At 73.6% G+C, this 19976-nt stretch carries 21 protein-coding genes and 1 pseudogene; 8 read left to right on the top strand and 14 right to left on the bottom strand.

Annotated features, from left to right (window positions below; translation table 11 throughout):
* Window positions 1-66: 66 nt before the first annotated feature.
* Complete coding sequence (gene recO / locus ACZ7C5_RS21095) at window positions 67-813, top strand: DNA repair protein RecO (protein ID WP_401078076.1); 747 nt, start codon at window positions 67-69, stop codon at window positions 811-813.
* 4 nt (window positions 814-817) lie between these two features.
* Window positions 818-1651, top strand: a complete 834-nt coding sequence (locus ACZ7C5_RS21090) for an isoprenyl transferase (protein WP_401078079.1) — start codon at window positions 818-820, stop codon at window positions 1649-1651.
* A 111-nt stretch (window positions 1652-1762) separates the two neighbouring features.
* Here the strand turns inward: ACZ7C5_RS21090 and ACZ7C5_RS21085 are convergent, their stop codons facing one another.
* Genes ACZ7C5_RS21085 through ACZ7C5_RS21070 form a run of 4 tightly spaced genes read right to left on the bottom strand, consistent with a single transcriptional unit; the run spans window position 1763 to window position 4960 of the window.
* The gene (locus tag ACZ7C5_RS21085; protein WP_188298282.1) at window positions 1763-2173 is read right to left on the bottom strand and encodes a Fur family transcriptional regulator; all 411 of its coding nucleotides are present in this window, start codon (window positions 2171-2173) and stop codon (window positions 1763-1765) included.
* A 35-nt stretch (window positions 2174-2208) separates the two neighbouring features.
* Complete coding sequence (locus tag ACZ7C5_RS21080; protein WP_401078083.1) at window positions 2209-3138, bottom strand: metal ABC transporter permease; 930 nt, start codon at window positions 3136-3138, stop codon at window positions 2209-2211.
* On the bottom strand, window positions 3135-3899 hold the full coding sequence (locus ACZ7C5_RS21075; RefSeq protein ID WP_401078086.1) for a metal ABC transporter ATP-binding protein: 765 nt from the start codon (window positions 3897-3899) through the stop codon (window positions 3135-3137). Before ACZ7C5_RS21075 ends, ACZ7C5_RS21080 begins: the two co-directional genes overlap by 4 nt.
* A gap of 14 nt (window positions 3900-3913) precedes the next feature.
* Entirely contained in the window at window positions 3914-4960 is a 1047-nt protein-coding gene (locus tag ACZ7C5_RS21070) for a metal ABC transporter substrate-binding protein (RefSeq protein ID WP_401078090.1), read from the bottom strand.
* A gap of 191 nt (window positions 4961-5151) precedes the next feature.
* Here ACZ7C5_RS21070 and ACZ7C5_RS21065 point away from each other — a divergent pair, with 191 nt between their 5' ends.
* A complete protein-coding gene (locus tag ACZ7C5_RS21065) occupies window positions 5152-6534 on the top strand; it encodes a glycine--tRNA ligase (RefSeq protein ID WP_188298285.1) in 1383 nt (460 codons plus the stop codon).
* 112 nt (window positions 6535-6646) lie between these two features.
* Here the strand turns inward: ACZ7C5_RS21065 and ACZ7C5_RS21060 are convergent, their stop codons facing one another.
* The 6 genes from ACZ7C5_RS21060 to ACZ7C5_RS21035 all read right to left on the bottom strand — a co-directional run bounded on the left by ACZ7C5_RS21060 (window position 6647) and on the right by ACZ7C5_RS21035 (window position 12241).
* Entirely contained in the window at window positions 6647-7822 is a 1176-nt protein-coding gene (locus ACZ7C5_RS21060) for a hypothetical protein (RefSeq protein ID WP_470323198.1), read from the bottom strand.
* A 68-nt stretch (window positions 7823-7890) separates the two neighbouring features.
* Window positions 7891-9036: a hypothetical protein gene (locus tag ACZ7C5_RS21055; protein WP_401078097.1), complete on the bottom strand. Its 1146-nt coding sequence runs from the start codon at window positions 9034-9036 to the stop codon at window positions 7891-7893.
* The gene (locus ACZ7C5_RS21050) at window positions 9033-9611 is read right to left on the bottom strand and encodes an NADAR family protein (RefSeq protein ID WP_401078100.1); all 579 of its coding nucleotides are present in this window, start codon (window positions 9609-9611) and stop codon (window positions 9033-9035) included. Before ACZ7C5_RS21050 ends, ACZ7C5_RS21055 begins: the two co-directional genes overlap by 4 nt.
* Window positions 9612-9728: 117 nt before the next feature.
* On the bottom strand, window positions 9729-10838 hold the full coding sequence (locus tag ACZ7C5_RS21045) for a threonine aldolase family protein (protein WP_470323197.1): 1110 nt from the start codon (window positions 10836-10838) through the stop codon (window positions 9729-9731).
* Window positions 10839-10997: 159 nt separating this feature from the next.
* Window positions 10998-11435, bottom strand: a complete 438-nt coding sequence (locus tag ACZ7C5_RS21040; protein ID WP_401078106.1) for a nucleoside deaminase — start codon at window positions 11433-11435, stop codon at window positions 10998-11000.
* Window positions 11432-12241, bottom strand: a complete 810-nt coding sequence (locus ACZ7C5_RS21035; RefSeq protein ID WP_470323196.1) for an LLM class flavin-dependent oxidoreductase — start codon at window positions 12239-12241, stop codon at window positions 11432-11434. The genes ACZ7C5_RS21040 and ACZ7C5_RS21035 overlap by 4 nt, the downstream gene beginning before the upstream one ends.
* 93 nt (window positions 12242-12334) lie before the next feature.
* On the opposite strand from ACZ7C5_RS21035, the gene ACZ7C5_RS21030 reads away from it, so the two are divergent.
* Together ACZ7C5_RS21030 and ACZ7C5_RS21025 are read left to right on the top strand one after the other, a co-directional pair.
* A complete protein-coding gene (locus tag ACZ7C5_RS21030) occupies window positions 12335-12781 on the top strand; it encodes an Lrp/AsnC family transcriptional regulator (RefSeq protein WP_401078112.1) in 447 nt (148 codons plus the stop codon).
* 142 nt (window positions 12782-12923) lie between these two features.
* On the top strand, window positions 12924-14036 hold the full coding sequence (locus ACZ7C5_RS21025) for a serine hydrolase domain-containing protein (RefSeq protein ID WP_470323195.1): 1113 nt from the start codon (window positions 12924-12926) through the stop codon (window positions 14034-14036).
* Window positions 14037-14147: 111 nt separating this feature from the next.
* On the opposite strand, the gene ACZ7C5_RS21020 is transcribed toward ACZ7C5_RS21025, so the two are convergent.
* Window positions 14148-14381, bottom strand: a complete 234-nt coding sequence (locus ACZ7C5_RS21020; RefSeq protein WP_188298634.1) for a hypothetical protein — start codon at window positions 14379-14381, stop codon at window positions 14148-14150.
* A 181-nt stretch (window positions 14382-14562) separates the two neighbouring features.
* Between ACZ7C5_RS21020 and ACZ7C5_RS21015 the strand changes: the two genes are divergently transcribed.
* Both ACZ7C5_RS21015 and ACZ7C5_RS21010 read left to right on the top strand, forming a co-directional pair.
* Window positions 14563-16155: a sensor histidine kinase gene (locus ACZ7C5_RS21015; protein ID WP_401078115.1), complete on the top strand. Its 1593-nt coding sequence runs from the start codon at window positions 14563-14565 to the stop codon at window positions 16153-16155.
* A gap of 85 nt (window positions 16156-16240) precedes the next feature.
* Window positions 16241-16945, top strand: coding sequence for a response regulator (locus tag ACZ7C5_RS21010; protein WP_401078118.1), 705 nt, complete (start codon window positions 16241-16243; stop codon window positions 16943-16945).
* A 237-nt stretch (window positions 16946-17182) separates the two neighbouring features.
* Here ACZ7C5_RS21010 and ACZ7C5_RS21005 read toward each other — a convergent pair.
* Window positions 17183-17410, bottom strand: a pseudogene (locus ACZ7C5_RS21005) (phosphatase PAP2 family protein); the annotation flags it as partial.
* A gap of 34 nt (window positions 17411-17444) precedes the next feature.
* Here ACZ7C5_RS21005 and ACZ7C5_RS21000 point away from each other — a divergent pair.
* Complete coding sequence (locus ACZ7C5_RS21000; protein WP_401079825.1) at window positions 17445-17624, top strand: hypothetical protein; 180 nt, start codon at window positions 17445-17447, stop codon at window positions 17622-17624.
* A gap of 796 nt (window positions 17625-18420) precedes the next feature.
* Here ACZ7C5_RS21000 and ACZ7C5_RS20995 read toward each other — a convergent pair.
* Entirely contained in the window at window positions 18421-18594 is a 174-nt protein-coding gene (locus tag ACZ7C5_RS20995; RefSeq protein WP_401078121.1) for a hypothetical protein, read from the bottom strand.
* A gap of 127 nt (window positions 18595-18721) precedes the next feature.
* A complete protein-coding gene (locus tag ACZ7C5_RS20990; protein WP_470323194.1) occupies window positions 18722-19957 on the bottom strand; it encodes an MFS transporter in 1236 nt (411 codons plus the stop codon).
* Window positions 19958-19976 lie beyond the last annotated feature (19 nt).

Here is a 19976-nt window from a genome sequence, read left to right as displayed (position 1 = left end):
CCCACGGCCCCGGTGCGGGCAACACGGCTGTCCGGCACCGGTGCCGGGTGGGGGAGAATGGTCTCCATGAGTCTTTTCCGGGACGACGGCGTCGTGCTGCGGGCGCAGAAGCTCGGCGAGGCCGATCGGATCATCACCCTGCTGACCCGCCACCACGGCAAGGTGCGGGCGGTCGCGCGCGGGGTGCGGAAGACCAAGTCCAAGTTCGGCGCCCGGCTGGAACCGTTCTCGCACGTGGACGTGCAGTTCTTCAGCCGGGGGAGTGAGCTGATCGGCCGCGGGTTGCCGCTCTGCACCCAGGTGGAGACCATCGCGCCGTACGGCGGTTCGATCGTCACCGACTACGGCCGCTACACCGCCGGCACCGCGATGCTGGAGACCGCCGAGCGCTTCGCCGAGAACGAGGGCGAACCGGCCGTCCAGCAGTACCTGCTGCTGGTCGGCGCGCTGCGCACCCTGGCGGCCGGACTGCACGAGTCGCACCTGGTGATGGACGCCTTCCTGCTGCGCTCGCTCGCGGTGAACGGGTACGGCGCGAGCTTCACCGACTGCGCCAAATGCGGCCTGGAGGGGCCGAACCGTTTCTTCTCGCTCCCCGCGGGCGGGGTGCTCTGCGGGGACTGCCGAGTGCCCGGATGTGCCGTACCCTCCCCTGAGACACTGGTACTGCTCGGGGCGCTGTTGTCAGGGGACTGGCAGACGGCCGATTCCTGTGAGCCCCGGTACTGGCGGGAGGGCAGCGGCCTGGTCGCGGCCTATCTGCAGTGGCACCTGGAGCGGGGCATCCGCTCGATGAGATACGTGGAGAAGTGAGCACATGGCAGCGCGACGGCTCTTCGGCGGCGGCAAGCAGAGGGCGTACGTCCCCCCGACCCCGCACCCCAGCGGCGCACAGCCCCCGAAGATCCCCGGCGAGCTGGTCCCCGGCCACGTCGCCATCGTGATGGACGGCAACGGCCGTTGGGCGAAGGAGCGCGGGCTGCCCCGCACCGAGGGCCACAAGGTCGGCGAGTCCGTGGTGCTGGACGTGCTCAAGGGCGCCATCGAGCTCGGGGTCAAGAACATCTCGCTGTACGCGTTCTCCACCGAGAACTGGAAGCGCTCGCCCGACGAGGTGAAGTTCCTGATGAACTTCAACCGGGACGTCATCGCCCGCCGCCGCGACGAGATGGACGCGATGGGCGTGCGGATCCGCTGGGCGGGCCGGATGCCCAAGCTGTGGAAGAGCGTCGTCCAGGAGCTCCAGGTCGCCGAGGAGCAGACCAGGGACAACGACGCCGTCACGCTCTACATGTGCGTCAACTACGGCGGCCGAGCCGAACTCGCCGACGCGGCGCAGGCGATCGCCCAGGACGTCGCGGCCGGGAAGCTGGACCCGAAGAAGGTCAACGAGAAGACCCTGGCCAGGTACATGTACCACCCGGACATGCCGGACGTGGACCTGTTCCTGCGCCCCAGCGGTGAGCAGCGCACCTCCAACTTCCTGCTCTGGCAGTCGGCTTACGCCGAGTTCGTGTTCCAGGACGTGCTCTGGCCGGACTTCGACCGGCGTGACCTGTGGCGCGCCTGCGAGCAGTACGCGATGCGCGACCGGCGCTTCGGCGGGGCGATCCCGAACGAGGTCGGCGCGCCCGTCCCGTCGCCGCGCTGAGGCGCTCCGGCACCTGCCTCGGACCCGTACGACGGACCCGTACGACGGACCCGTACGAAGGAGAGGACCCACCGGCTACCCGGTGGGTCCTCTCCGTCGTACGGGCCGTGCTCAGATCCTCTTGGCGCACTCCGCGCAGGTCCCGAAGATCTCCAGGGTGTGCGCGATGTCGCTGAAACCGTGCTCGGCGGCGACCGAGTTGGCCCAGCGTTCCACCGCGGGGCCCTCCACCTCGACGGTGGCACCGCAGTGCCGGCAGACCAGGTGGTGGTGGTGTCCGCTGCTGCACCGGCGGTAGACCGCCTCGCCGTCGGCGGTGCGCAGCACGTCCACCTCACCGGCGTCCGCGAGTGACTGGAGCGTGCGGTAGACCGTGGTCAGACCGACGGAGTCCCCGCGGTGCTTGAGCAGGTCGTGGAGCTCCTGCGCGCTGCGGAAGTCCGCGATCTCGTCCAGGGCGGCCGAGACGGCGGCACGCTGCCGGGTCGATCGGGCGCGCGGCGACGGGCCTGCGGTGGTCACCGTGGGTCCTCCTGGGGTCGTGGGCGTCTCGCACATCATTGTGCCAGCCCGGCCCCCCGCCCAGGGGTGGTCGTGTCGGAGGGACCGGAGGCGGCCTGTTCCGGCAGTTCGACGTCGCAGACCTTCGGCCCGTTCTCGGCCGCGCCGCGGTGGCGCCGTCGGGCGAGCGGGGCGGCGAGCAGGCTGAACACCGCGAAGACCGCGATGGCGAGCAGCACGATGGCCGGCCCCGAGGGCACGTCGAGGTGGTAGGAGCCGGTGACGCCGGCCAGCGAGACGATCACGCCGAGCGCGATCGAGGCGGCCTGGGTGGCGGCGAAGGAGCGGGTGAGCTGCTGGGCGGCGACCACCGGGACCACCATCAGCGCGCTGACCAGCAGCAGCCCGACCACCCGCATGGCGACCGTGACGGTGACCGCGGCCATCACCGCGAGCAGCAGGTTGAGGGTGCGCACCGGCAGGCCGGTGACCCGGGCGAAGTCCTCGTCCTGGCAGATCGCGAAGAGCTGGCGGCGCAGGCCGACGGTGACCGCGATGACCACCGCGCCGAGCCCCGCGATGACGGCCAGGTCGGCGGGGGCGACGGTGAGGATGGAGCCCCACAGGTAGCTCTCCAGGGAGCCGGCCCCGGCCTGCGCGGAGAGCGAGACCAGCAGCTTGCCGCAGGCCATGCCGCCGTAGAAGAGCATCGCGAGGGCGATGTCGCCGCGCTGGTTGCCGCGCGAGCGGACCAGCTCCATGGTGACGGCGCCGAGCACGCAGACCAGCACGGCCATCCAGACCGGGCTGGTCTGGAAGACGAAGCCGAGGCCGACGCCGGTCATCGCGACGTGGCCCATGCCGTCGCCCATCAGCGCCTGGCGGCGCTGCACCAGGTAGATGCCGACGGCCGGGGCGGTGATCCCGACCAGGACGGCGGCGAGCAGCGCGCGCTGCATGAAGTCGTAGGAGAGCATCTCGGTCATGCGAGCAGCCTCGGCGGGGTCAGGTCGGCGTGCGGGTGGACGTGGTCGTGGCCGGGCAGCGCGTGCAGGCCGGTGTTGGGCACGGGCGGGCCGTCGTGGGCGACGCAGCCGTCCCGCAGTACCACGGCGCGGTCGATCAGCGGCTCCAGCGGCCCGAGTTCGTGCAGCACGAGGAGGACGGAGGCGCCGCGGCCGACCTCGGCGCGCAGGGTGTCGGCCAGCACCTGCTGGCTGGCGGCGTCCACGCCGGCCATCGGCTCGTCCATGATCAGCAGGTCGGGGGAGCCGACCAGGGCGCGGGCGATCAGCACCCGCTGCTGCTGGCCGCCGGACAGGTCGGCGACGCCGTCCTCGGCCCGCTCCAGCATGCCGACGGCGGTCAGCGCGCGGTCCACCGCCTCGCGGTCCCTGCGGCGGAACGGCAGCAGCCGGTGCTGCGGCAGCCGCCCGGTGGAGACCACCTCGCGCACGGTGGCGGGGACGCCGGAGGCGGCGGTGGTGCGCTGCGGGACGTACCCGATCCGGTGCCAGGCGCGGAAGGAGCGGCGCGGGGTGCCGAACAGTTCCAGGGTGCCCTGCTCCAGCGGGACGGAGCCGATCACGGCCTTGACGGTGGTCGACTTGCCGGAGCCGTTGGCGCCGAGCAGGGCGACGACCTCGCCGGGGCGGACGGTGAGGTCGACGCCGCGCAGCACCGGCCGGCCGCCGCGCGAGGCGACGGCGTCACGGAGGCGGACGGCCGGGGGTATCGGGTCGGTCATGGTGCGGATTCCCGTCAGCTGGTGGCGGCAGGGGTGGTGGTGCCGGCTCCGGGGGTCCCGGCCGGAGTGGTGGCGTCGGTCGCGGCGGGGGCGGCCGGGGCGCCGAGGGCGGCCTGGAGGTTGGCCAGGTTCTGCCTCATGACGGACAGGTAGTCGTCCTTGGCGGTGTCCTTGACGCCCTCCAGGGGGTCCAGGACGGCGGTCCTGAGGCCGAGGTCCTTGGCGACGGTGTCGGCGAGCTTGGGGTCGACCAGGGTCTCGAAGAAGATCGTGGTGACGCCGTTGTCCTTGGCGGCCTTCTGCACCGCGGTCAGGCGGGCCGGGGTGGGCTCGGACTCCGGGTCGACGCCGTTGATGGCGACCTGGGTGAGGCCGTAGTGGTCGGCGAGGTAGCCGAAGGCGGCGTGGCTGGTGACGAAGGTCTTCGTCCCGGTGTCCTTCAGTCCGGCCCGGAACTCCTGGTCGAGCGCGGTGAGCCTGGTGACCAGGTCGTCGGTGTTCTTCCGGTAGTCCTCGGCGTGGGACGGGTCGGCCTTGGCGAACTCGTCGCCGACGCTCTTGGCGATCGCCGCGTAGCGGGTCGGGTCGAGCCAGATGTGCGGGTCGCCGGCCGGGCCCTCGTGCTTGTGGCCCTCGCCTCCGTGGCCCTCCTCCTCGGTGCCCTCGTCGAGGTGGTGGTCGACCAGCGGGGCGGCGGCGGTGGCGTCGATCTTGTGCTTGCTGGACGACTGCGCGACGGCCTGGTCGACGGTGGGCTGGAGGCCCTTGAGGTAGATGATCGCGTCGGCCTTCTGGACCGTGCCGACCTGCTTGGCGGTGAGCTCCAGGTCGTGCGGCTCGACGCCGGCCGCGGTGAGGTCGGTGACCGCGACGTGCTCCTTGCCGATCTGCTGGGCCAGGTACTCCATCGGGTAGAAGGACGCGACGACCTTCAGCCTGCCGCTGCCGTCCGCGGCGCCGCCGCTGCCTCCGCAGGCCGTGAGGGCCAGCGAGGCGGCGAGGGCGGTGGTGCCGATGGCTATGGAGCGGCGAGCGCGTCGTCGAGTCAGTCCGATCATCATGACAATCATTCTCATCTTAGATGGAAATGATTGTCAACTCACTCGGACGGGTGAACGGAAGGTGACGGAGGGTGGGGGCGGCCGGACGATACCGATTTGAATCACGTACCCGTATGGCCGGTAACCTGAGGTATTCGGGTACGCGTAACCAGCCGTGCCCTGACCGTGCCGTACGTACTGAAGAGAGCACTGTGGCCGCCGACAAGATCGACACGATCGTCAGCCTGAGCAAGCGCCGTGGCTTCGTCTACCCCTGCAGCGAGATCTACGGCGGCACGCGTGCCGCCTGGGACTACGGACCGCTGGGTGTCGAGCTCAAGGAGAACATCAAGCGCCAGTGGTGGCGTGCGATGGTCCAGGCCCGTGAGGACGTCGTCGGACTCGACTCGTCGGTGATCCTCGCCCGCGAGGTGTGGGAGGCCTCCGGCCACGTCGCGACCTTCAACGACCCGCTGACCGAGTGCCTCTCCTGCCACAAGCGCCACCGGGCCGACCACCTGGAGGAGAAGTACGAGGCCAAGCACGGCTTCCCGCCGCCGAACGGCCTCAAGGACGTCAACTGCCCCGACTGCGGCACCAAGGGCCAGTTCACCGAGCCCAAGGACTTCTCGGGCATGCTGAAGACCCACCTCGGCGTCACCGAGGAGGCGAGCGGCCTCGCGTTCCTGCGCCCGGAGACCGCCCAGGGCATCTTCACCAACTTCAAGGCCGTCCAGACCACTTCGCGCAAGAAGCCGCCGTTCGGCATCGCCCAGACCGGCAAGAGCTTCCGCAACGAGATCACCCCCGGCAACTTCATCTTCCGGACCCGCGAGTTCGAGCAGATGGAGATGGAGTTCTTCGTCAAGCCGGGTGAGGACGAGGAGTGGCACGAGTACTGGCTCCAGCAGCGCTGGGACTGGTATGTCGGCCTCGGCCTGCGCACCGAGAACATGCGCTTCTTCGAGCACCCGAAGGAGAAGCTCTCCCACTACGCCAAGCGCACGGTGGACATCGAGTACCGCTTCAACTTCGGCGGCACCGAGTTCTCCGAGCTGGAGGGCGTGGCCAACCGCACCGACTACGACCTGCGGGTGCACAGCGAGGCCTCCGGCCAGGACCTGAAGTACTTCGACCAGGAGTCCGGCGAGCGGTACTTCCCGTTCGTCATCGAGCCGGCGGCGGGCCTCAACCGCGCCATGCTGGCGTTCCTGATCGACGCCTACTTCGAGGACGAGGCGCCGAACGCCAAGGGCGTCATGGAGAAGCGCGTCGGCATGCGGCTCGACCCGCGGCTGGCCCCGGTCAAGGTCGCCGTCCTGCCGCTGTCGCGCAACGCCGAGCTGTCCCCGAAGGCCCGCGGCCTGGCCGCCGACCTGCGCACCGCCTGGAACGTCGAGTTCGACGACGCCGGCGCGATCGGCAAGCGCTACCGCCGCCAGGACGAGATCGGCACGCCGTTCTGCGTCACGGTCGACTTCGACACCCTCGAGGACAACGCGGTGACCGTCCGCGACCGCGACACCATGTCGCAGGAGCGGGTCTCGCTGGACCAGGTCAAGGCGTACCTGGGCGCGCGGCTGATCGGCTGCTAGGCGGGTCCCTGTTCGAGGAGCCCTCGTCAGCCCCGGTGGGGCGGGCGAGGGCTCCTTGCCGTCCGGGGGCTTCCCCGGCCTGCCGCACGGAGCGGGCCGGCCGGCCCGGGCGCTACCGCCGTCCCCAGCGGGAGCGCGGGGCCGCGGGCGGGCGGGTCGGGAGGCCGGCGGTGCGCAGGGCGGCGAGGGTGGTGCGGTGGCGGGCCTCGTCGGCGAGCAGCGCGGCCAGCAGCTGCCCGTACAGCCCGGAACTGCCGGCGCCGTCCAGGGCGGCGGCCAGCCGGACGACCTCGACGGGCGGGCGCAGGACCGCGAGTTCGTGCAGCAGGAGGGTGGCGAGCGCGGGCGGCAGGCCGGTCGCGAGGTCGGCGAGGTCGGGGGTGGAGCGGCCGGCGGCCTGGCGCAGCAGGGTCCGGACGTCGCCGGCCCGGCCGTGCTGCTGGAGGCAGGCGGCGAGGGAGGTCAGCTCGGGCACCGGCGCCGAGCCCCACTCCCAGAGCAGCGTCGCGCTGTCGGCGGCCAGCCCGGCCCGCTCCAGCGCGGAGAGCAGGCCGGGGAGGGAGGCGGCCGGGTGGCTCCAGAAGGCGTGGAACACCTCGGCGGCCTCCTCGGCCAGACCCAGTTCGCGCAGCTCGGCGAGCACGGCGACGGAGTGCTCGGGCGCCGACCGGGCGATGCCGCGGGCGAGTTGGAGGGAGGCGCCGGCCGGGCCGTACCGGGACAGCATCCCGACCAGCAGCGCGGCGTCGGCGGGGGTGAGGCGGGCGGCGGCCGCGTCGATCACCTCGGTGGCCTCGGCGAGGGAGCCGGACCGGTGGAGGGCGGTGATCCGCTCGGTGAGGGCACCGATGTCGGGGCGGACGGGCGTCAGCGTGGCCTGCTGCCGGTGTTGCCGAGGTGGTGGCGGTGGCGGCTGGTGCTGCCGCGCCGGCGGCTGCGGGTGCTGCTGTGGTGACGGCTGTTGCGGCGGCTGTTGCTGCTGCGGTGATGGCGGCTGCTGCCGTTGCCTGATCCGGCTCTCCAACTCCTCCAGCTGATCGCTGAGTTGGAGGCAGCGGGCGCTCAGGCCCTCGCGCAGGGTGCGGGCCTGGGTGAGCTGCCGCAACAGCTCGTCGTCCGGCCGCTGGCGGCCGGGGGCGGCCCGGACGGCCTCGTCCAGTCGTCGTTCGCGCTGACTCGCGTAGCGGCTCGCGCGGAGTAACTCGTCCAGTTCTACGCGGAGTTCGGCGACCTGTTGCTCGCCCTCCGGCTGTCGGCCCGCGGGTTGTGCCGTCGGCCGCATGCGCATGATCGCCCCAACCTGTCCATCCAGACCCTGACTGCGTGACATCCTGGCGTCAGTATGTGGCTGGGGCGTTAAGAGTGCACGACCAGTCGTGTCCGAGTGGTGTCAAGGAGCGCGCAGAGGGCGGTCGTTGTGAGAAGTGCGCCGGTCGCGCTCCGGAGGAGGGTCGCCTCGTAGTAGGGGCCCGGAGCGAGGGTCGCGACGGCCCATCCTGCGGCGACTCCGGCGAGGGCCGGGAGCAGGAGCGGCGACACGTCCCCGCGGACCGCTGCGCCGACCACCAGGAGCCCTGCCAGGGCGGCGAGTTCGGGTGTGCCGAAGGTCTGCGCGTACCGGATCGCCAGCGCGGGGACGAGGAACAGCGCGAGGGCCCGGCCGATCGTGCCGGCGAGTGCGGCGGTGCGCGGGCCGGGCGGCCGCGGGGCCCGGGCCGGAACGGCGCGGGTGGCGACGAGTACCGCCAGCGCGGCCGCGGCGGACGGGAGACGGTCGCCGATCCGGGCGAGGTTGTAGAGCAGCACGGTGTCGTACAGCACCAGCATCAGCTGGCCGTACGCCCACAGGTCGAGCGCGAAGCGGAACAGGCTGCGGGCGGGCTCGCCGCCGGCTTCGGGCTCGCCGCAGGTCACGGGTTCGCTCCGGGCCAGCCAGGCGATGAGCGGGGGTGTGAGGCAGGCCGCGAGCCCGCGCAGGACGAGGTCGTCCACGGTGTACGGATTCCGCAGGTGCCACTCCACCGCGCCGAACGCCACCGTGTAGGAGACGGCGGCGAGCGGGATCAGCGGTGAGCGGGCCAGCCGGACGTACAGCGCGCGGTCCAGCCGCCGGACGACGGCGGTGAACGCCAGCAGTACCAGCGGCAGTTCGAGGAAGGCCTGGACCCGGAGCACGGACGGGGCCAGCAGCTCCGGGGCGGGGAAGCGGGCGGCGAGGGGGCCCAGACGCGGGACGTCGAACCACCCGGGCGGCAGGTAGCGGGTGATGAAGGAGACGTCGCCGCCGTGCACCCGGTCCACGTGGACCGCGACGAGGACCTGGTTGAGGAAGACCAGCGCGACGACGGCCGCCAGCACCGGCTCCGGGCCGAACGCGCGGCCGAACACGCGGCCGGGCCGCCGGGCCGGGGCCCCGCGGCGCAGCACCCTCGGCGCCAGGACCAGGGCGACGGCGGCCGAGGCCACCACCGTCCCGTCCAGCAGCGCGGCGACCGTACTCACGCGCCCAGCCGGGCCCTGGCCTCCATCAGCGCGAAGCCGAGCAGGTTCGACCCGCGCCACTCGGCGGGCTGCTGGGACCGGATGTCGTCGGCGGCGAGCCCGATGCCCCAGATCCGGTCCAGCGGGCTGGCCTCCACCAGCACCCGGTCGCCGGTGCCCAGCAGGTAGCCGCGCAGTGCCTCGTCCTGGCCGAACTTGGCGACGTTGCCCGCCACCACCAGCTCGAAGCGGCCGGCCACCCAGGTCTCGTCGTCGAAGCCCTGGACCAGCCGGCCCAGCTTCTTCGCCTCGGCGGGCGTCCGGGCCGCCAGCACCCGCCGCACGATCTCCTCGTCACCGAACATCCGGGCCTTGCCGGCCATCATCCAGTGCTCGGCGGAGGCGTACGTGACCCCGTCGACGGTGAACTCGCCCGGCCACCACTGGCTCAGGCACTCCTGCCTGGTCCCGCCGCCCTTGCGCTCGGTGTGCCCCCAGAACATCACCCACTTCGGACGCGCCCCGTCGGCCATCGCCGCGGCCAGCTCCTCGCGGCTGCGGACGGCGGCCAGGTCCCCCACGTGCATCTCGCTCATATCGTCATCCTGACACAAAGGGTTCGGGGGTCGCCAACCGTTTGGGGGGCCGCCCGGCGGGTCGCTCCGGGGCCGGTCGCCCTCCACGGCCGGCCCTTCGCGGTCGGCTGTCCTCGGTCAGCCCTTCGCGGCCAGCTCCAGGAAGCGGAGGCCGACCCCGGTCACGTCGTCGGCGGTCCAGGAGCGGGCCTGCTCGCCGAGACTGACCTCGGCCATCGCGAGGCCGGGGGCGGCGTCCTCCCAGTGGGAGACGAACCAGATCCCCTCCTGCTCGGCGAGCGCCAGGTGGGCGGCGTTCAGGGCCTCGGCGGGGTGGGGGAGCCAGAGCTGGAACTCGTGGGTGGGCGGGACCACCGGGTGGAGGCGGGCGCCCGGAAGCGCGGCCAGCGCCGGGGCGAGGGTGGTCGCGGTGTGGCGGACGCAGTCGGGCAGGAGGGGCAGCACGGTGTCCAGGCCGTGGAGGGCGGCGAGGGCGGCCGGCCACTGCTGGAAGAGCTTGCCGCCGTAGCGGTGGCGCCAGGTGCGGGCGTACGAGGTGAGAGCGGCGTCGCCCGCGAGAGCGGCCCCGCTGATGCCGCCGAGGTCCTTGTAGTAGGAGACGTAGACGCTGTCGGCGAGGGCGGCGATCTCGTCGAGCGGCCGGTCGAAGTGGACGGTGGTGTTCCAGAGCCGGGCGCCGTCGAAGTGCACCCGGGCGCCGGCCTCGCGGGCGGCGGCGACGAGGGCGGTCAGCTCCTCCCAGGTGGGGAGGAGGTAGCCGGGGTCGCGCAGCGGGAGTTCGACCGCCAGGGTGCCGAACGGCTCGCCCAGCGCGTGGAGTTCCGCCGGGGTGGGCTGGCGCTGCCCGGCGGTGGGCCACAGGCCGCGCAGGCCGGTGAGCTGGGTGTGGGCGTGCCGCTCGTGCCGCTCGATGTGGCTGAGCGGGTGGAGGGCCACGGCCGGGTTGCCGGTGCGCTCGGCGTGGTGGCGCAGGGCGACCTGCTGGGCCATCGTCCCGGTCGGGAAGAAGACCGCGTCCTCCTTGCCGAGCAGCGCGGCGGTCCGCTCCTCCAGCTGTCGCACCGGCCCGTCGTCGCCGTAGACGTCGGGGACGGCGTCCGAGCCGTCCAGGGCGGCGAGCTGGGTGAGGCGCTCGCGGATGCTGAGGAGGCGGTCGCCGGAGAGGAAGCGGGTGGCGGACCTGCGGGCCGCGCGGCGCCGGTGGGGCAGGCTCTGATCGTCGGTCATCCGACGATTGTCGAACCCGTGGCGCGGTCGGGCCAACTGCTTTCCGGCCCGGCTGCCGCCCGGCGATCCCGCCCTGCCGTCCTGTCGCCCTGCCGTCCTGTCGCCCTGCCGCCCGGCGGCCCCGGCTCCGGGCCGACTCCTCCGGGTCCGCCCCGGCCGTCAGCGGGACCGGTAGTAGGCCTCGACGGGGGTCCGGGCCTCTTCGTACAGGGCCGGGCCCTCCTGCGCCACCACCGGCCAGGCGCCGGACTCCGGGTTGAGCGCGACGAGTTGCTCCGTCGACAGCGCGTACACGACCCGGCCGATGCCGGAGCGGACGATGCCGCCGCCACACATCCCGCACGGCCGGCAGCTGGTGTACATCGTGGTGCGTGCGGCCGCGTCCGGGTCGAGTTCGCGGGCGGCCCAGCGGGCGAGCTTCAGCTCGGGGTGGGCCGTGATGTCGTCGTCGCGGCGCACGGTGTTGTGGGCCTCGGCGAGGATCCCGCCGTCCGGGCCGGCCAGCAGGGAGCCGTACGGGGCGTCGCCCAGGACGACCGCGCGGGCGGCGATGGCGATGGCGCGGCGCAGCAGGGCCTCGTCGGCTTCGGTGATCACGCGGTCCTCCAGTGGGTGGTCAGGGTGGTGAGTGCCTGCCAGGCCTCCCGCGGTCGCCGGGTGTCCTCCGGACTCCCGTGGTAGGGGTCGAACACGACGGTCCCGGCGCCGAGTTCGCGCAGCTGGTGGAGGTCGTCGAGGACCTGGTCGAGGGTGCCGACTCCGGCGGGCCGCTCGGGGCCGTCGACCGGCGTGGTCGTCAGCCGCAGGGCGATGCGCGGGGCGAACCCCGGCATCGGGTGCTCGCCCAGGACCGACCGCATCCGGGCGAGCGGGAGCCGCAGCGGGTGCCAGGCGTCGCCGAACCGGACCGTCCGCCGGAGTGCCGCCTCGCTGTGGCCGCCGACCCAGACCGGTACCGTCCGGCGGTCGGGCTCACCGGCCCAGACGTCCCGCAGGGTGCCCAGGTACTCGTCGGTCAGCCTGCCGCGCGCGCCGAACGGCACGCCGAGGGCGTCGAACTCCTGGCGTGCCCAGCCGACCCCCACGCCGAGGACGAACCGGCCGCCGCTGAGCCGGTCGAGGGTGCTCGCCATCCGCGCCACCAGCAGGGGGTTCCGGTAGGGCAGGACGAGCACGGTCGTGCCCAGCCGCAGGCCGGGGGCGATCCCGGCCAGCCAGGAGAGCGTGGTGAACGGCTCGTAGAACGGCTCCGGGTACCGCTCGGCCACGTCCGGGGTCACCGCCACGTGGTCCGACACCATGAGGAGGTCGAAGCCGAGGCCCTCCGCGGTCCGGGCCCACTCGCGCAGCACGCCGGGGTCGGTCCCCGGGCCGAAGTTCGGTACGTTGACGCCAAGTTGCATGCTGTGAGGCTATCCCCGTGATCATGGCGGACGGAATGGGATCTTCCCCGTCCTGGCCGTTGACCGCCGTGGTTCTCCCGGTAGATTCGTGCCATGGCCGTGAATCTCGACGACATCGACTGGGCGATCATCGAGCAGCTGCAACGGGAGGCCCGCATCTCCCTCAGCGAGCTGGGGCGGCGGGTCTCCCTCAGCCCGTCGGCGACCACGGAGCGGGTGCGGAACCTGGAGTCGCTGGGCGTCATCACCGGCTACCACGCGGTGGTGGACCTGGCGAAGGTCGGCTATCCGGTGCTCGCCGTCGTCCGGCTGAAGTACCCGGGCAACCGCCACGAGCCGCTGCGCCGGCTGCTCGCCGAGCGGCGGGAGATCCTGGAGTGCCTGCGCACCACCGGCGACGACTGCTACACCCTGAAGGTGGCGGCCGCCTCCATGGAGCACCTGGAGACCCTGGTGGACGAGCTGGCGGGCTTCGGCAGCACCACCACCAGCGTCGTCTACAGCCGGACGCTGCCGCTGCGCGGGCCCGGCCGGCCCTGATGTCCGCGGGCGAAGGTGCTCCCTCGATCGGGGGAGGCCGGCCGCTCTCCGCGCGACCAGACTGGCGGGCGTGACCAGGGAGATTCCTTGCTCCCCACGTTCCCAACGGAGTTGAACCGTGCGCCGTCCGAAGATCCGCCACATGGCACTCGCCCTCTCGCTCTCGACCGCCGCGGCCGCCGGGGCCGCCGGGGTGCTGACGCCGTCCACCGCATCGGCCGCGGCCTCACCGGACGCGGTGCAGCAGGGGCTGAACGCGCTGGTGCGGACGGACGGGGTGCCCGCCGCGCTCGCGACCGTCCGGGACGGGCGGGGCCGGACCCGTGACTACACCGCAGGGGTGGGGGACCTGGCCACCCGCGCCGCGGTCCCCGCCGACGGACAGGTGCGGATCGGCAGCAACACCAAGACCTTCACCGCCGTCGTCGTGCTCCAGCTGGTGGGGGAGGGGAGGATCGACCTCGACGCCTCGGTCGACACCTACCTCCCCGGGCTGGTCCGCGGGGAGGGCGTCGACGGGCACGGCATCACCGTCCGGCAGCTCCTCCAGCACACCAGCGGCCTGCCCGACTACGAGGGGCTGCTGGACGAAGCCTCCCTGCGCCAGCGGTACTTCGAGCCCCGGGAGCTGCTGGACATGGCCCTCGGGGGGAAGCCGGTCTTCGCCCCCGGCGAGAAGTTCGGCTACAGCAGCACCAACTACGTGCTGGCGGGCCTGATCGTCCAGCGGGTCACCGGGCGGCCGCTCGCCGAGGAGATCGACCGGCGGATCGTCCGGCGCATCGGGCTGCGGCACACCTACTTCCCGGCCGCGGGGGACCGGACCATCCGGGAGGCCCATCCCAAGGGCTACCGCAAGGACTCCGCCGACGGGCCGCTGACCGACTTCACGGAGATGGACCCCTCGGCGGGCTGGGCGGCCGGACAGATGATCTCCACCAACGCGGACCTCAACCGCTTCTTCACCGAGCTGCTGACCCCGGGCCGCCTGCTGCCGGAGGCCCAACTCGCCCAGATGCGCACCACCGTGCCGATCGGGGACAGCGGCGCGGGCTCCGGACTGGGCATCCTCAGCCGGCCGCTGACCTGCGGCGGGGTCTACTGGGGGCACGGCGGCGACATCCCCGGCTACGAGACCCGGGGCGGCGTCACCGAGGACGGGCGGGCGGTGAACATCACGGTGACCACCATCCCGGCCGACTACGCCGTCACCGAGCGGCTCGAAGGAGTCGTGGACGCCGCCCTGTGCCGCTGACCGGTGCGCTGACCGGACCGCTGATCGGACGTCCGGCCGTGGGCTGGTCGGACCGCTGACCGGACCGCTGGTCGGTGCGCTGATCGTCGGCCGCTTCGCTGGACCGGGTGGTCAGGAGCGACGGCTGTTCCCCTCGTCACCCATGACGGCGTTCCCGTGGTGGACGGAGATGCTGGAGTACGTCGCCCGCATGCGTGCGGCGTGGGCGGTGCGCTGCTGCTCGATCAGGATTCCCTCGGCGTCGTCGAACTGGTGCCGCCGCGCCCGTTCCCGGAGCACCAGGTAGGTGGTGGCGCCGATGACGGTGCCGACGAGTACGAGCAGGAACACCGTGACGAGGACCATGACGTCACCCTTCCCCTGGTTCGAGTGCGTCCCCTTCTTATCTCACAGTTGCTCCGTGATGTCACCGGCTCACTGAGGGCCGACGGGTCGATGGTCCCCGGGGCGTCGCGGGCACACCGGGCGCCGCGGGCATGACTTTCGACAGATCCGGTGCGCCGGCGGCCCTCGTAGGGTCGTGGGCATGCGGATGAGTGGGGTGGCGCTGCCGGTGGCGGCGTCCGTGTGTGTCGGGCTGGCTGTCACGAGCCTGTGGTGGGCTCTGCCGGCGATCGGGTTCTCCTTCCTGGCCGGGCTGCGGACGGACCGGGTACGGCCGGCAGCGGTGGTGTTCGCCGTCCTGGTCGGGGGCGGGGTGCTGGTGGTCGGGTCGGTGCCCTCCTGGATCGTCCTCGGCCTGCGGTTCGTCGCGCTCGCCGTGAGCGCCGGGATGGGCCCGTGGCTGCTGGGCCGGTTCTGGTGGCAGTCGCAGGAACTCGTCCGTGCCGGGTGGGAACGGGCCGAGCGGCTGGAGCGCGAGCAGCAACTGGTCGCCGAGCAGGCCCGGCTGCGCGAACGGGCCCGGATCGCCCAGGACATGCACGACGCCCTCGGCCACGACCTCAGCCTGATCGCGCTGCGTGCCGGGGCACTCAAACTCGCCCCTGACCTGGCCCCGCCCCACCGGGAGGCCGTCCAGGAGATCAGGGCGGGTGCGGCCGCCGCCGTCGAGCGGCTCGGCGAGGTGATCGGCATACTGCGCGACGGGGACGAGAGCGACGGCAGCGCCCGCAGGGCCCACGGGCCGGCGGACTCGGACATTCCGCAGCTGGTCGCCGAGGCGGCCGCCGCGGGCCTGGACGTCCGCTCGGAGATCCTCGGTGAGCCGGGCGGGCTGCCGCGCGCGACCGAGCATGCCGCGTACCGGGTGGTTCAGGAGGCGCTGACCAACGCAGCGAAGCACGCCCCGCGGGCTCCCGTCACCGTGGAGGTGGCGTACTCGGCCGAGGGCGCTCGGGTCCGGGTGGCCAACGGCCCTGCGCCTGTGTCCGCATCCGCTCCTGTGTCCGCGGCCGCATCCGCGTCCGTGTCCGTGCTTCGGCCCACGCCCGCCGGCCCCGGCGCGGCGCCGTCGGCGCCGGCGTCAACCCCGCGCGGCGCAACGCCCACCGGAACGTTCACCGGCAGCTCCACGCCGGCCGCCGGAGCGCCCACCGCGACGCCCACCGCGACGCCCGCCGTACCGCCCGTCGGCGGCCGCGGTCTGGTCGGGCTGACCGAGCGCGTCCGGCTCGCGGGCGGCACCTTCGCCCACGGGGCCCGCCCGGACGGCGGGTTCGAGGTCACGGCGGACCTGCCACGCCGCGCCGCCGGGCCCGTCCCGCCGCCGCCCGCCGCCCCGCCGTCGCCGGTGCGCGAGCTGCGCCGGGCACGGCGGAAGGTGGGCCGGACGCTGGCCGCCGTGGTGCTCGTCCCGCTGACGACGGCCGTGCTGCTGATCGTGGCCCTGCGAGTATGGACGTTCTACGTGGTCGGCCTGTCGGTGCTGGACCCGGAGGTCTACGCCTCCCTCCAGCTCGGGCAGGACCAGGCCTCGGTCGAGCGCCTGCTGCCGGGCCACCGGTTGCCGTACCGTCCGCCGAGCGGGCCGTCGACGCCCGCGCTGCCGTCGGGGGAGGGGATCTCGTGCACCCACTACGCCATCACCGCCGAGCTCTTCGTGGACCGGGCCGGCGACGCCTACCGGCTGTGCTTCCGGGACTCCCGGCTGCTCTCGCGTGATGTGCTCCGGTCCTGACGGACCGGCACACCCCGCCTCCGCCCTCACCTTCTTTCCCACCTCAGCCCGTACCTCCGTACCGGGCGACCGACAGGAGCCGCCGATGACCACCGCACCGATCCGGGTGCTGCTCGCCGACGACGAGCCCATGATCCGCGCGGGCCTGTGCGCGGTGCTCGCGACCGACCCCGGCATCGAGATCGTCGCCGAGACCGGGGACGGCCGGGAGGCCGTCGAGCTGGTCCGGCGCCACCGGCCGGACGTCGCCGTGCTGGACATCCGGATGCCCGGGACGGACGGCATCACGGCCGCCGCCGAGATCCGCCGGACCGGCCTGGCCACCGGAGTACTCATGCTGACCACCTTCGGTGAGGACGACTACATCCTGCGCGCGCTCAGCGGCGGCGCGAACGGGTTCCTGATCAAGTCCGGTGAGCCCGAGGAACTGCTCGCCGGGGTGCACGCGGTGGCGGGAGGGGCGGCCTACCTCTCACCCAAGGTGGCCGCCCGGGTGGTCGCCCACCTGGCCGCCACCGGCGCCGGTGGCCCCGCCGACCGGCGTGCCGGAGCCAGGGAACAGGTGGCCGCCCTGACCGCCAGGGAGCGGGACGTACTGACCCTGATCGCCGCCGGGCTGTCCAACGGCCAGATCGCCCGCCGACTGGGGGTGGTGGAAGGCACCGTGAAGGCCCATGTGAGCTCCGTCCTGGCGCGGCTCGGCGTGGCCAACCGGGCGGCCGCCGCCGTTCTCGCCCACGAGGCCGGGCTGACCCTCGGCGCGACCTGCGCGGGCGGCCCACGGGACTGAGACGGCCGGGGGCGCGATTGTCGGCGGGGCGGTGGTCACGCCGGAGCCCCCGTCCGGGCCCGGAGCCGAGGCCCCGCCCGAGCCCGGGGCCGACGGTATCGGCGGTGCCGACAGCAGCTTCCCGAGCACGGGCGCCCCGGCCAGGGCCGTCACGGCGCCGGTGGCCACCGGCCGCAGGACGAGGACCACGGCCGCCGTGACGGTGCCGCCGAGCGCGGCGCCGGCCAGCACGTCGTGCGGGTAGTGCACCCCGGCCGCCACCCGCAGCGCCGCCGTGGCACCGCCGACGAGTACGGCCGGCAGCGCCCAGCGCGGGCGCAGCAGCACCAGCCCCGTCGCCAGCGCGACGGCCAGGGTGGCGTGGTTGCTGGGGAACGACCAGTCGCCCGGCGGCGGGCACTCGGCGGTGGCCGTGCCCGGCAGCCCGGTCAGGGCCCGGCAGGGCCGCTCCTCGTCGAGGACCACCTTCAGCGCCTCGCTCGCCCCGTAGGCCAGCACGGTGCCGAGCCCGACCAACGCCACCCCCGCGACCACATCGGCGGCCCGCCGGGCCCGGGCCGTCCACCAGCAGAAGACCAGCAGGAGCCCCAGCACCAGCAGCCCGACCTCGGTGGCCGGCTCCAGCAGCGAGGCCACCGCGTCCGGAGCGTCGCCGACGGCCTCCGCCACCCGCCGGTAGCCGCCGGCCGACCACCCGGACAGCACGCGCACCGGCCCCGCCCCGCCCCCGCCACCCCGCTCCGGCGCCAGCCAGGCCACCACCCCGGCCCCCGCGCAGAGCAGGGCCACGGCGAGGGCGGGCCTGCCCCTGCCCGACGCCCCGCTCGCCCGGGTCCGGGCGGCCCGGGTCGCTCCGGCCGCTCTCCCGGGACCGGCGGCACCGCTCGGGCCGGTCGTCCTGGAATTCCTGTCCGTGTACGTCATGGTCCGGACGGTAGAAGCCGAGGAGCCCTTTCCACCCGACCCGAAAGTCAGGTAACGACCATGACGATGGTCAGGGTTGACACGGCGACACAGGCCGCGCGGGTACCCTGCGCCCATGTCCGCCCGCAACGCGCCGACCTTTCCCACCCGCCACTCCGGCGACCCCGGCCGGGTCGCCCTGATCGTCCCCGGCACCGGCTACTCGCCCGCCAGGCCGCTGCTGCACGCCGGCCAGGCGCTCGTCATGCGTGACGAAGGCCGTGAGCACGTGCTCAGGGTGTTCGGCGCAGGCGAGGTGAACGGCGTCGAGCGTGCGGAGGCGCCGGGCGCGGAGCAGCCGGTCGAGCGGGTCGGTGGACGTGTCCGGCAACTCCTGTGGTGCGCCGGTCCGGATCAGCGCGCGCGGTACCTCGACCCGGGCCAGGCACTGGTCGTACGGCCTTCGGGACCGTGCGACGAGAGGAGCGCGCCCAGCGTCGTGGATTCGTTCTCCGGCACCAGGGGCACCAGGGGCACCAGGGGCTCGAGGGGCGCGCAGGAGTCCAGGTGGATCAGTGGTCCTCCTCGCCCCGCATGGCGAGCAGGGCACCGGCGGCCGAACCGAGCCCGGCCCCGGCCCCGGGGAGTGGCCAGTCGGCCAGGCCGCGCGCGGTGGCGGCGTTCTCCGGGTCGATGGTGCCGTCACGAACGAGGCCCTCCGGCACCTGATGTTCGGGGTCGGTCAACTCACTGGTGTGCTACTGGAGTTGGCGGATGTGGGCGCCGACTGTCATACGACTTCACGGTAGGGCCGGCCGTGCGGCGATGACGAGGACGTGCGTCGATTTCACACGAAGGAGTGCAGCCAGACTCTCACTCCCGCCCCGGGAACCCGTGCCGCCGTCCGCCGACGGTCACGGCCAGTGCGACGGCCAGCAGGACGAGGGCGGACCAGGGCAGCGCGGTCGGCCCGGCGTGGTCGAGGAGCAGGCCGCCCGCCATCCCGGCCACGGCGATGCCGAGGTTCCAGCAGGTGACGAGGAGTGACTGGGCGATGTCCCCGGCCGGGCCGGACGCGTCGGCGACGGCGGTCTGGAGGAGGGTGGCGGCGCCGCCGAAGCCGAGGCCCCAGACCGCGGCGGCGGCGTAGACGGGCAGGCCCGTCCTGCCGAGCAGGGCGGCGGCGATGACCAGTGCCGCGACGGCGAGGAGGACGCAGGAGGCGATGGTCAGGGTGCGCAGGTGCCGGTCGATGAGGGCGCCGGTGCCGAGGACGCTCACCAGCGAGGACAGCCCGATGACGAGCAGGACGACGTCCGTCCGGCCGTCGAGCCCCAGCGGTTCGAGCAGCGCGGCGACGTACGTGTAGAGGATGTTGTGGGCGAGCACGAAGGTCGCCGTGACGGCCAGGACGGTGGCCACGCCCGGAATCCGCAGCACCTGCCGCACGGGGGTGCGGGCCCGGCCCTCGCGCCCGGGCAGTTCCGGCAGCGCGAGCAGCATCCAGCCGGTCAGCGCCACGGCGATCACGCTCATCAGCCCGAAGGTGGCCCGCCAGCCCGTCAGGCCGGCCAGCAGGGTGCCGGCGGGCACGCCCACCGACAGGGCGACCGTCGAGCCGGTCATGGCGACGGCCATCGCCCGTCCGCGCTGCTCCGGTGTGACGATGCCCCGGGCGTACCCGGCGAGCAGGGCCCAGAGCAGCCCGGCGACCAGGCCGGCCGCGAACCGGGCGGCCATGGTGAGCGGGTAGCTCGGTGAGAGCGCGGTGACGGCGTTGGCCGCGGCGAAGCCGCCGACGGCGACCAGCAGCAGGCGCTTGCGCGGCAGGCGTCCGGTCACGGCGGTCAGCGGGATGGCGGCCGCGATGGAGCCGACCGCGTAGAGGGTGACGGACTGTCCGGCGGCGGACTGGCCGACGCCGAGGTCCGCGCTCATGGCGGGCAGCACCCCGGCGGGCAGGGCCTCGGTCATGATCGTGACGAATCCGCCGGTGCTCATGGCCAGCAGCGCGGGCCAGGGCAGCCGGGGCGCGGGGGCCACCGGCGGGCCGGGGGCGCGGAGTTCAGGGCTGCGGAGTTCGGAAGTGGGGAGCTCGGGAGTGGGCATGGGCCCGATCGTCTATCGT

This window comes from Kitasatospora sp. NPDC036993 (assembly GCF_055607525.1).
Note: the sequence above shows the minus strand (reverse complement) of the source record. Positions and strands in the feature narration are given on the sequence as shown.

Bases quoted from the DNA above. Each gene is read 5' to 3' on its own strand.
- recO (WP_401078076.1), top strand. From the start codon at position 67: ATGAGTCTTTTCCGGGACGACGGCGTCGTGCTGCGGGCGCAGAAGCTC.
- ACZ7C5_RS21090 (WP_401078079.1), top strand. From the start codon at position 818: ATGGCAGCGCGACGGCTCTTCGGCGGCGGCAAGCAGAGGGCGTACGTC.
- ACZ7C5_RS21080 (WP_401078083.1), bottom strand. From the start codon at position 3,138: ATGACCGAGATGCTCTCCTACGACTTCATGCAGCGCGCGCTGCTCGCC.
- ACZ7C5_RS21075 (WP_401078086.1), bottom strand. From the start codon at position 3,899: ATGACCGACCCGATACCCCCGGCCGTCCGCCTCCGTGACGCCGTCGCC.
- ACZ7C5_RS21070 (WP_401078090.1), bottom strand. From the start codon at position 4,960: ATGATGATCGGACTGACTCGACGACGCGCTCGCCGCTCCATAGCCATC.
- ACZ7C5_RS21060 (WP_470323198.1), bottom strand. From the start codon at position 7,822: ATGCGCATGCGGCCGACGGCACAACCCGCGGGCCGACAGCCGGAGGGC.
- ACZ7C5_RS21050 (WP_401078100.1), bottom strand. From the start codon at position 9,611: ATGAGCGAGATGCACGTGGGGGACCTGGCCGCCGTCCGCAGCCGCGAG.
- ACZ7C5_RS21045 (WP_470323197.1), bottom strand. From the start codon at position 10,838: ATGACCGACGATCAGAGCCTGCCCCACCGGCGCCGCGCGGCCCGCAGG.
- ACZ7C5_RS21035 (WP_470323196.1), bottom strand. From the start codon at position 12,241: ATGCAACTTGGCGTCAACGTACCGAACTTCGGCCCGGGGACCGACCCC.
- ACZ7C5_RS21030 (WP_401078112.1), top strand. From the start codon at position 12,335: ATGGCCGTGAATCTCGACGACATCGACTGGGCGATCATCGAGCAGCTG.
- ACZ7C5_RS21025 (WP_470323195.1), top strand. From the start codon at position 12,924: ATGGCACTCGCCCTCTCGCTCTCGACCGCCGCGGCCGCCGGGGCCGCC.
- ACZ7C5_RS21020 (WP_188298634.1), bottom strand. From the start codon at position 14,381: ATGGTCCTCGTCACGGTGTTCCTGCTCGTACTCGTCGGCACCGTCATC.
- ACZ7C5_RS21015 (WP_401078115.1), top strand. From the start codon at position 14,563: ATGCGGATGAGTGGGGTGGCGCTGCCGGTGGCGGCGTCCGTGTGTGTC.
- ACZ7C5_RS21010 (WP_401078118.1), top strand. From the start codon at position 16,241: ATGACCACCGCACCGATCCGGGTGCTGCTCGCCGACGACGAGCCCATG.
- ACZ7C5_RS20990 (WP_470323194.1), bottom strand. From the start codon at position 19,957: ATGCCCACTCCCGAGCTCCCCACTTCCGAACTCCGCAGCCCTGAACTC.